General features: G+C 62.8%; 11 protein-coding genes and 1 pseudogene. 3 read left to right on the forward strand and 9 right to left on the reverse strand.

What is annotated here, in order from left to right:
* Positions 1–605: GlxA family transcriptional regulator (locus tag MOV74_RS21815; protein WP_246926560.1), on the forward strand; the 605-nt coding region annotated here is incomplete at its 5' end.
* Positions 606–858: 253 nt separating this feature from the next.
* On the opposite strand, the pseudogene MOV74_RS21820 reads toward MOV74_RS21815, so the two are convergent.
* The 4 genes and pseudogenes from MOV74_RS21820 to MOV74_RS21835 all read right to left on the reverse strand — a co-directional run.
* Positions 859–1076, reverse strand: a pseudogene (locus MOV74_RS21820) (transposase); the annotation flags it as partial.
* 116 nt (positions 1077–1192) lie between these two features.
* Entirely contained in the window at positions 1193–1402 is a 210-nt protein-coding gene (locus MOV74_RS21825; protein WP_246926566.1) for a hypothetical protein, read from the reverse strand.
* A 193-nt stretch (positions 1403–1595) separates the two neighbouring features.
* Positions 1596–3200 carry a TRAP transporter large permease subunit gene (locus MOV74_RS21830; protein WP_246926569.1) on the reverse strand — a complete coding sequence of 535 codons (1605 nt, stop codon included), beginning with the start codon at positions 3198–3200 and terminating at the stop codon, positions 1596–1598.
* Entirely contained in the window at positions 3197–3736 is a 540-nt protein-coding gene (locus MOV74_RS21835) for a TRAP transporter small permease subunit (protein WP_246926571.1), read from the reverse strand. Before MOV74_RS21835 ends, MOV74_RS21830 begins: the two co-directional genes overlap by 4 nt.
* 244 nt (positions 3737–3980) lie before the next feature.
* Here MOV74_RS21835 and MOV74_RS21840 point away from each other — a divergent pair, with 244 nt between their 5' ends.
* Positions 3981–4256: a hypothetical protein gene (locus tag MOV74_RS21840; RefSeq protein ID WP_246926573.1), complete on the forward strand. Its 276-nt coding sequence runs from the start codon at positions 3981–3983 to the stop codon at positions 4254–4256.
* 34 nt (positions 4257–4290) lie between these two features.
* Here the strand turns inward: MOV74_RS21840 and MOV74_RS21845 are convergent, their stop codons facing one another.
* From MOV74_RS21845 to MOV74_RS21855, 3 genes are all read right to left on the reverse strand, one after another.
* The gene (locus MOV74_RS21845) at positions 4291–4527 is read right to left on the reverse strand and encodes a hypothetical protein (protein ID WP_246926580.1); all 237 of its coding nucleotides are present in this window, start codon (positions 4525–4527) and stop codon (positions 4291–4293) included.
* A 1181-nt stretch (positions 4528–5708) separates the two neighbouring features.
* A complete protein-coding gene (locus tag MOV74_RS21850) occupies positions 5709–6482 on the reverse strand; it encodes a gamma-glutamyl-gamma-aminobutyrate hydrolase family protein (protein WP_246926581.1) in 774 nt (257 codons plus the stop codon).
* 92 nt (positions 6483–6574) lie between these two features.
* Positions 6575–7297 carry a hypothetical protein gene (locus MOV74_RS21855; RefSeq protein ID WP_309486823.1) on the reverse strand — a complete coding sequence of 241 codons (723 nt, stop codon included), beginning with the start codon at positions 7295–7297 and terminating at the stop codon, positions 6575–6577.
* Positions 7298–7430: 133 nt separating this feature from the next.
* Between MOV74_RS21855 and MOV74_RS21860 the strand changes: the two genes are divergently transcribed.
* Positions 7431–8582: an AI-2E family transporter gene (locus tag MOV74_RS21860; RefSeq protein WP_246926583.1), complete on the forward strand. Its 1152-nt coding sequence runs from the start codon at positions 7431–7433 to the stop codon at positions 8580–8582.
* A gap of 16 nt (positions 8583–8598) precedes the next feature.
* On the opposite strand, the gene MOV74_RS21865 is transcribed toward MOV74_RS21860, so the two are convergent.
* Together MOV74_RS21865 and MOV74_RS21870 are read right to left on the reverse strand one after the other, a co-directional pair.
* On the reverse strand, positions 8599–8895 hold the full coding sequence (locus tag MOV74_RS21865) for an antibiotic biosynthesis monooxygenase (RefSeq protein ID WP_035673823.1): 297 nt from the start codon (positions 8893–8895) through the stop codon (positions 8599–8601).
* A 117-nt stretch (positions 8896–9012) separates the two neighbouring features.
* A complete protein-coding gene (locus MOV74_RS21870; RefSeq protein WP_246926584.1) occupies positions 9013–9252 on the reverse strand; it encodes a hypothetical protein in 240 nt (79 codons plus the stop codon).
* Between the last annotated feature and the right edge of the window lie 167 nt (positions 9253–9419).

The following is a 9419-nucleotide window of genomic DNA, read 5'->3' on the forward strand; positions in this document are numbered from 1 at the left end:
ACAACCGCCGCGCCACCATCACCTGGTGGCTGCAAGGCGAGCTGCGGCAACGCCATCCAGCGGTCGACCTCGCGGCCGACGCTGTTATCACCGCGACCGACCGCCTCGTCTGCGCGGCCGGGCCGATGTCGTGGGTCGACCTCCTGCTCCGGCTGATCGAGATGGTCGAGGGCAAGGAGATCGCAAAGCTGTGCGCGGACTACGTCGTCATCGACACGGCCCAGCGGACCCAATCGATTTTCATGCCCGTCGGCTATCTGCTCTCGCAGGACCCGCTGCTGACCAGAGCCGACCTGCTGGTTCGCCGCACCGGCAAGGCCCCGATGACGGTCAAGCGCCTTGCCGGCGCGCTCGGCCTCAGTGAGCGTACGCTGAACCGGAAATTTCAGGAGCTCACGCGCGAACCGCCGCAGGCCTTCATCATGCGCCGCCGCGTCGAGCACGCGCGCACGCTGCTGGAGACGACAACGCAGCCGATCAAGGCCATCGCGCGCACGGCCGGCTACGAGGACGAGAGCAGCTTTCGCAAGGCGTTCCGGAAATTGACTTTGATGTCACCGCAGGCCTATCGCGCGCGGCGGATGGAGCGGATGGTGCAGGGATAAACCTTGCAGATCAGATCCGTCGGCTTTCGTTCTGCATCTGACTCCACTTCGTTCTCAAAGAACAAATCAGATCCGTAAAAACAGAGGCGGATCAATTCCTACCGATTGGTTTATTCGTCCGAGATTTGGAATACGCATTCGATGCATGGAGCCGGTTCTCGTAGGGCGGATTAGCCGAAGGCGTAATCCGCCGCTTGCTCGCGACTCACGCACGTTCGCCAAAGTCACCGTCCGCGCTGCTATTCCCCGCCCAAAAATCGGCATCGCCGTCCGGAAGCGTCCAGACCGCATGAAGGTGGTTCGGAAGAACGACAAACGCATCGATCTTGAACGGATAGTCCCGACGTGTGGCTGCAACAGCTACGCGCAGGGCGTCAATATGCTCGACGAGGAGTCTTCGCTTTCGATCGAGCAGATTGACGGTGAAGACCAGCAACCGCCCGAAACCAGTGCACGACGGTAGTTCGGCATTCATGCGTCCCAACGATCAAAACGGCAGATTACGCCTTCGGCTAATCCGCCCTACGCACCCACATCGTCCGGCGGCCAGGAATGAACGAAGCGAGGTTCGGCCGTTGAAGATGCCCTTAGCGGACAACTCCTGCCGCGTCGTCCGCGCTGGGGATGAGCCAGTCGAGCCCGATCAGACAAGCTTCAAGGATAACGAAGGCGGCAATGCCGCCGAGCCAGCCGAAGAACACGATGGAAAAGGTCCCGAGCAGAATTGCGCAAAACAGGTCGGCAAGCACCTTGCAGATGCGGAGGTCTCGGTCTTGTTCAGATGGGAAATACGGCATCGGGCTCTCCTAATGCTGCTCTGGGCTTAAACTTAGCCACAGCACGAGGTGACCGTCTACTCCACCAGACGATCGGTCAGTCGCAAAATCCCCATTGGGGCTGCTGTTCCCCGTGCAAAGGGGCATGCCTTCGCAGGCGGCCGGCAGCCCCCCAATATCTCTCCCCGGATCGATCCCGGGCAGAGATATTCCCTCAATTCTTCGGCTGGCCGAAATCAAGCGGCGGTGGCAGCTCAATATCCGGAATTTCGATCTTGATCTTGTCCAGATCCACCTTCCTGGGAGCGTCCAGCAGCCCGGTGACGGTGATCGGGAACGCGATGACGACCGCAACCATGATCGCCTGCAGACCGATCCAGGGCATCGCGCCCCAATAGATGTCCGAGCTCTTGACCTCCTTCGGCGCCACGCCCCGCAGGTAGAACAAGGCGAAGCCGAAGGGCGGATGCAGGAACGAGGTCTGCATGTTGACGCAGAGCATGACACCGAACCAGATCAAGGCCGCATCCGCCCCGACGACGGGGGTGAGCAGCTTCTGCGCGATCGGCGCGATCATCGGGATGATGATGAAGGCGATCTCGAAGAAGTCGAGGAAGAAGGCGATGAAGAAGATGAAGAGGTTCATGAAGATCAGGAAGCCCCAGACGCCGCCCGGCAGCGACGTCAGCATGTGCTCCAGCCAGACACCACCGTTGCAGCCGAGAAAGACGATCGAGAAGCAGGTCGATCCGATCAGGATGAACGTCACCATGCAGGTGATGCGCATGGTAGTCTCGTAGCCCTGCTTGACCAGGATGCGGAGGTCGGGAATCCTGATCGTCTCGATGCAAACCCAGGCGACTGCGAGATAGGCAATCGCAAAGGCGATCTTGAACACCAGATTCGGCGTGAAGTAGATGCCGATGATGGTACCGACACCCGCGGCCGCAACGCCGACGAACAATACCTTGTGACCAGCCGAGCTGAAATCCTTGTGATGGATGACGGCGAGGACGATCGCGCCGACTGCGCCCATCGCGCCTGCTTCGGTCGGGGTGGCGAGGCCGAGCATCATCGTGCCGAGCACTACGAAGATCAGGACGGCGGACGGGATGATGCCCAAAAGGCATTTGCGCCAGAGCGCCCAGCCTGTGAGTGTCCTTGCTTCCTTGGGTACCGCCGGAACGTGACCCGGCTTGATCACGCTCAGAGCAAACGTGTAGCCCGCGAAGAGTGCGATCTGAAGCAGCGATGGGCCCCAGGCGCCCAGATACATATCGCCAACCGACTTCCCGAGCTGATCCGCGAGCACGATCAGAACCAGTGAGGGAGGCACCAGCTGGGTGATGGTGCCGGAGGCCGCGAGCACGCCGGTGATGTAGCGCATGTTGTAGCCGTAGCGGATCATCACCGGCATCGAGATCAGCGCCATCGCGATCACCTGCGCCGCCACGGTGCCTGTGATAGCGCCGAGGATGAAGCCGACAATGATCACGGAATAGCCGAGACCGCCGCGAATGGGGCCGAACAACTGCCCCATTGAATCCAGCATGTCCTCTGCGAGGCCGCATCGCTCGAGGATCGATCCCATGAACGTGAAGAATGGAATTGCCAGCAGCAGTTCGTTTGCCAGAACGCTGCCGTAGATGCGCTCGGGGATTGCCTGGAGGAAGCTAAACCCGAAAAATCCTTCGTGGATCGCGAGAAAGCCGAACGAAAGGCCGAGAGCGGCCAGCGTGAAAGCGACCGGAAATCCGATCAGCATGGCGAAGACCAGCCCGCCGAACATCAGCGGCGGCATCATATCAATCGTGATCATTGGGTCGGCCGCTCGTATTTCGCCTCGATGGTGACTTCACCACGCAAGGCCGCAATGCGTTTGATGGCTTCCGAAACACCTTGCAAAGCCACCATGAAAAATCCTGCCGGCAGGACAAACTTGATCGGCCACCGGAGGAGGCCGCCAGCATTATTGGACATCTCGCCGATGATGAGCGAGTTGTAGAACATCGACCACGAGAGGTAGCTGAGGAGCAGGCACGCCGGGACGAGGAAAACCAATGTCCCGATCAGGTCGAGCCACAGCTGGCCGCGTTCGGAAAGCATGAGGTACAGGATTTCGACGCGCACATGCTCGTTGCGTTTGAAGGTATAGGACGAGCCGAACATCACGATGACGGCGAACATATACCACTGCGTCTCGAGCCAGCTGTTGGAACTGTAGCTGAAGGCATACCGGATCATCGCATTTACAGCGCTGACCACGCAGGCCGCGAGCACCAGAATGTTGCAGACGTTGCCGACCTTTTCATTCAGCCAGTCGATAGCCGTACTTACCGCCAACAATGGGCGCATCGATGCCTTTTCCCCGCTCGCTGAGTGCTCCCCCCCAAACGAGCAGGATCAGGCGCTGTATCAGCAGCCTTCCACTTCTGCGCGGGAGCTAGTTCACCCTCCTGATGCTTCCGCCCGTTCTTGTTGTCGGTTTTCGGCAAGACATGTTCAGGTCTCGCCCGCCGCGTGAAGCAAGGCACAATTACCGTCAGCCAATTCCGGGTCAACAAGAAAATGGACAATTTCGCGCAGCAACGACTAAAACATGGTCGCAGTGCTTTATGGGTTGGCCTGCGGGGCTGCAGGCAACGCGATTCTCGGACGGGCTGCCTTTAACGCGGATATCGCTGCTCCAGAGGGGAATTTCGTGATCGGCGCACTCCTGGTCGTTTTGTCAATTGCTCTCCTCTGGTTGTTCTTGCCTCGCAACGGGCAACCGCATCGATGGATGGCGCTTCCGTTCTTCGAGACAGCAATTCCCCTGCTGGTCGTCATGTCATTCGCGGCTGGCCTGACGATGGTATTCGGACGCATGCTCTGAGATCCCATGCGGCATGGTCGAATTGCGGGTACGCCTACCCCTCGACGTCGTACTGCTTGCAGAGATGATCGCCGATCTGGACAAGCATGGCGACGCATTCAGGGTAACCGGGCCGATCTGAGGTGGCCTGATCAGCGCTGGCTCGAAACTCCCAGGAATGACCGTCGCGAAGGATGGAAATTGTCATGCCATCGGGACAGTCGGCGTGGACCTTCAACTCGGCCTTCGCCATGGCGATCAGTTCGCTTTCAGTCTTCACAGGTCTGCTCATGAAGGTCATCCTCGGTCTTGGGCAGAACTTTAGGTGTGTCTGCCAAACCCACCCGACAAGTCTTCCCGATAAAGCGGCTCCCGGCATTAGGATAGCGCAATCCGGCGCGGTCCGCCCGGGTCACTTGCTGGCAGCGCAGCGGCGAGCACGACCGGCTTCGATCCCGCGGCAGACCTCGACGTTTTGGGCTAGGACGAGCGCCCAAGAAGATCAAGCCGCCCACGAGGCGTCGGGCAACACACCGAAACACCTCGTCAACCCCTGCCCGCAAAAACATTCCACTTTCCCGAATTTCGGATTTATGGCATACACCGCTCATCCCGGCCCCTGCCAAAGGGGCGCTTCGCGATCGTCACGAGATGCGGGCCGGGCTTGCGGTGGATGCGGTAGCGCCGGCGCGGCATGCGTGATGACAGGGCGGGCAACCGTGAGTCCTCAGGCGACGCGATACGACCCGGCGCGGTCACAGCGGTCAGGTTGGACACCGGGGGCGAGCACGCGCCAGCCCCTGACGATCCGGCCCGGTCGTCCGCGGACGGAGAAGTCGTGTGGTCCTGACGCCCGGGGTCTGTGCGTCAAGTCTCAGCGGTGATGTGGCGGCCCGACCGGGCACGCGCATCGATCATCCGCAAGGCGACGGGGGCAATAGTGCATCGCTCCCCGGGGAGAGCACGAAGGACACCGTTAAAACCATCCGCGCAGGGAAGGGCCGGGCGACCGGCATCACCTGTGATCCACCCCGTGTGCATCTTCGTAGCGCACGGATCTCGGGTGCCGCCGGCGCCCGGCCTTCCCTGCGCCCTTTGGCCTTCATCGGGCGCCGAACGACAGCAAGCCTCGGGCGAAACGCGCCGCGAGACTGCGAAGGCGTGTCTGCCAGTAAGCTGAGAGTTGGAGAATGCCGACGATGCCCCTTGCACCGTCATTGCGAGCGCAGCGAAGCAATCCAGACTGCCGCCGCGGAAGGGTCTGGATTGCTTCGTCGCAAGGGCTCCTCGCAATGACGACGTGGAGAGAGGGAGCGCCAAACTCGTGCTCTCGCGCCCCGGACGCGGCGCAGCGCCCCTTGGCGGTGCGCTGCAGAGCCGCGGGCCCATATCGCAACGGAGTTCACAGCGCTGGGTCCCGGCTCTGCGCAGCAGCGTCAGAACGCTGCAGCGCGTCCGGGACACGAGGGTCCCCTATGCCGCCGCCTTCTGCCTTGCGACCAGCGCTTCGCCGAACGCCTCGAACAGCTTGCGGTTGATGGGATTGTGCTGGGGATCGTATTCGGCGTGCCATTGCACGCCGAGCGCAAAGGTCGGGGCGTCCGCGATGCGGATCGCCTCGATGGTGCCGTCCTCGGCGATGCCTTCGATCAGCACGCGCTTGCCCGGCTCCAATATGCCCTGCCCGTGCAGCGAATTGACCCGGATCTTCTCGCAGCCGAGCAGTCTTGCGAACGCCCCGCCGGGCGTCAGGTCGACGTCGTGACGGTCGGCGAACACGACGGTCGGATCGGGATGGATCTCGCCGTTCTCGAGCCGGGGCATGCGATGGTTCATGCGGCCGGGGATTTCGCGGATCTCGGGATGCAGCGAGCCGCCGAAGGCGACGTTCATCTCCTGGAGGCCGCGGCAGATGCCGAACAGCGGCACGCCGCGGGCGACACAGGCGACCGAAAGCGCCAGCGCCACCTCGTCGCGATGGATATCGTAGGGCTCGTGCCGCTCACACGGATCGACATTGAAGCGGGTCGGATGGACATTGGCGCGGGCGCCGGTGAGCACGATCCCGTCGACCACGTCGAGCAGCGCGCCGATATCAGTGATGTCGGGCGCGGCCGCGACGATCAACGGCAAGCCACCGGAGACCTCGGCCACGGCGCGCAGGTTTCGCTCGCCGACCATCTGGACCTGAAATCGATTTTCGACGCGATGGGAATTCCCGATCACGCCGACGACCGGCTTTCTCATCTGTCGTTCCGTGCCTCTCCGCCGAAGAAGATTCCCCAAACATGCCCCTCCGATGGAACAAATTCAACAGAAGGGTACGCGGGACGGCAATGCTATTTTCGCGCAAATGCCTCCCGGGCCTCGCCCCCGGCAGGCAGGCCGGCGGCCTCCAGTGCAATTGCCGCCGGATCGCCCGGCGCGGTCAGCCAGGGCAATTTCGCGTCGATTCCGCGCGTCACGGGCTCCCCGAGCGCCCCACCGAAATCAATCGGCCAAAACCCGTTGGGCACGACCTCGGCCGTGAGGCTACGGATCGCATAGCCGTCGCCCAGAACCGCCTCGGCATGGTCGGCGGCGACAAGGCGCGCGGTCTTGGGATCATTGGGGTTGCCAAAGCTCACGAGCACGGGAACGAGGTCGCCCTGCACCGGCACGACGCCGGTCTGCCGGTAGATATCGTTGAACGAGACGCGGTTGCCGCGCGCGGCGCCATAGGCGCGGAGCGCGACATAGTTGATGTCGTCGAAGTCCAGCTTGGAGCCCTGCCGGTGCGCCAGCAATGCCACCAGATTCCTGCCTTTGCCGCGGTCCTGGCCCAAGTCTTGGCCGAGGTCGACAAACACCGCCTCCCCGCGCGTCGTGGTACGGCCGCCGCGGTTATAGTTGCGGTCGGGCACGACCGCCAGAACGCCGGACCCGGTCTTGATCCCGTCGGGTGTCGTCACCTCGACCGTGAGGCGAAATTTGTGGCCGGGCCGGTTGATCCGGATCTGGTCGCCGATCACGAGCACGGCCAGGAGCCCGAGTAGACCGACCCATTTGCTGATGAAGCTCAAGCGGCCCCCACTGTTCTTTCCTCATCGCTCTGCACCGCCGGCGCGCCGCCGTCAAACCAGCGCGTCGACGCGGACTTGATCGGAAGCGCGTTTGTCGAGAGAGTGCGGCGCGCCGCGCTGAAAAGGACCCGATGTGACGATGTCCAAAGATGAACGCTTCCGGACCCGCGACGACCAGGCTCGGGATCAGGCTTGGGCAATCTCGGTCGGGGGCATCGGCGTCGTGCTGTTCACCGCGCTGCTCGCCTTCACCTGGTATTTCGCCGCCACCCTGCTGCTGATCTTCACCGGCATGCTGCTCGGTCTCGGTCTAAACGCGCTGACGATCGCGCTCGGCCGCCGCGTGCCCCTGCCGCATGCGGTGCGGCTCGCGATCGTCTGCACCGCGCTGGCCCTGATGCTCGTCGGCATCGCCTATCTCGGCGGCGCCACCATTGCCGAGCAGGCTTCGTTGCTGAGCAAGACCCTCAAGTCGCAGCTCGCCAACGTCAGAGCCTTCCTCGATAGCCACGGCATCGACACCAGCTTCTTCGATCTCGGTAACGGTGCGGCTGATTCCGCGGTCAGTACGCCGTCGGAGGCGACGCCCGCACCGGCAGCGCCCTCGCGCGGTCCATTGCCGGGCGCGGGCGCGCTGGCCTCCAGCGGCGGGGCGATCGTGAGCCAGACCTTCAAGCTGTTGCTCGGCACCATCCACGGTGTAGGCAACATCTTCATCGTGCTGTTCCTGGGATTCGCCTTCGCCGCCCAGCCCGCCGTCTATCACGACGGCCTGCTGTTCCTGGCACCGGCGAGGCACCGCACCCGCGTCACCCTCATCATCGACCGCATAGCTGAGACACTGGAGCGCTGGCTGATCGCGCAGATCATCGTCATGCTCGCGGTCGGCCTAGTGACCTGGATCGGGCTTGCCCTCATCGGCATCCCCGGCTCGTTCATCCTGGGGATTCAGGCCGGCCTGCTCGCCTTCATCCCGACCGTCGGGGCCATCATCGCCGGCGTCATCGTGGTGCTGGCAAGCCTCGCCTCGGGTTGGATCCCGGCGCTGTCGGCCTTTCTGCTCTTCATGGGCGTGCACGCCATGGAGAGCTACGTGCTGACGCCGATCCTGCAGCGGCAGGCGCTCGACATCCCGCCGGCCACGCTGTTCGCGTTCCAGATCGTGCTCGGCGTCGTGTTCGGAATCTGGGGCCTCGCGCTGGCGCTGCCGCTGGTCGCCATCGCCAAGGTCATGATCGACCATTTCAAGACGTATGAGGCGCCGCCCCTGGCCGAGGCTGCGTAATACGTCTTGAAGCAGATCAGGTCGTCAGCACGGTCTCGGTGTGCTCGACCTCAGGGGGCGAGGCAAAATACTGGCCGACGAGGCCGCGCCATTCGGTGAAATTCTCCGAGCCGCGGAAATCGACGGTGTGGTTTTCCAGCGTCGCCCATTTCACCATCAGCCGGTAGCGCTGCGGCTTCTCGATCGACTTGTGCAGCTCGAAGCCGTGAAACCCCTTGGAGCGGCCGAAAGCGGCCTTGGCCTTGGCGACGGCGGCCTCAAAGTCCTTCTCGCTGCCCGGCTTGACGTCGATTTGCGCGATCTCGGTGATCATCGGTTTCCACCCATTCTTGTTCGATCGGCGTGTCTACCGCAGCCGGTCAAAAAGAAAAAGGCGCCGAAACGGCGCCCTGGTCGGCCAAAAAATGCAGGTCTATCAGATAGAGGTCACTCAGACCAGCAGCAGAACCGTGCCCGCCACGATCAGGGCGCAACCGACGAACAGCGCGAGCGGCCAGTAGCTGCGGCGGCTTTGCGTGTAGCGCCCCTGCGCGCGGCGCTCGCTGATCAGCGCGCTCTCGTACTCATCCGCGGTCGAGAACAGACAGGCGAAACCGCTGCGTGCCGAGGCTGCAGCGGCTTCGAGCGACATCAAGGCAGCCTGCGGGTTCTGTCGACGGATCGATTCCATGACCGCAATGGTAGGGATCGAATGGTAAACAGAGGATTACCGCAGCGCCGCCTTGCGTCTCAGGCAGTGGCCGGCCGCACTTGTGGCGTACCGACCCGCGCGGCGCTCTGGCGGCGCCAGTTCTCCAGCGACAGCGGCAGCTCCTCCGCCGCCTCGACACGGTTACG

Origin of the sequence: Bradyrhizobium sp. SHOUNA76, assembly GCF_023006445.1 — a bacterium.
Classification (GTDB): domain Bacteria; phylum Pseudomonadota; class Alphaproteobacteria; order Rhizobiales; family Xanthobacteraceae; genus Bradyrhizobium.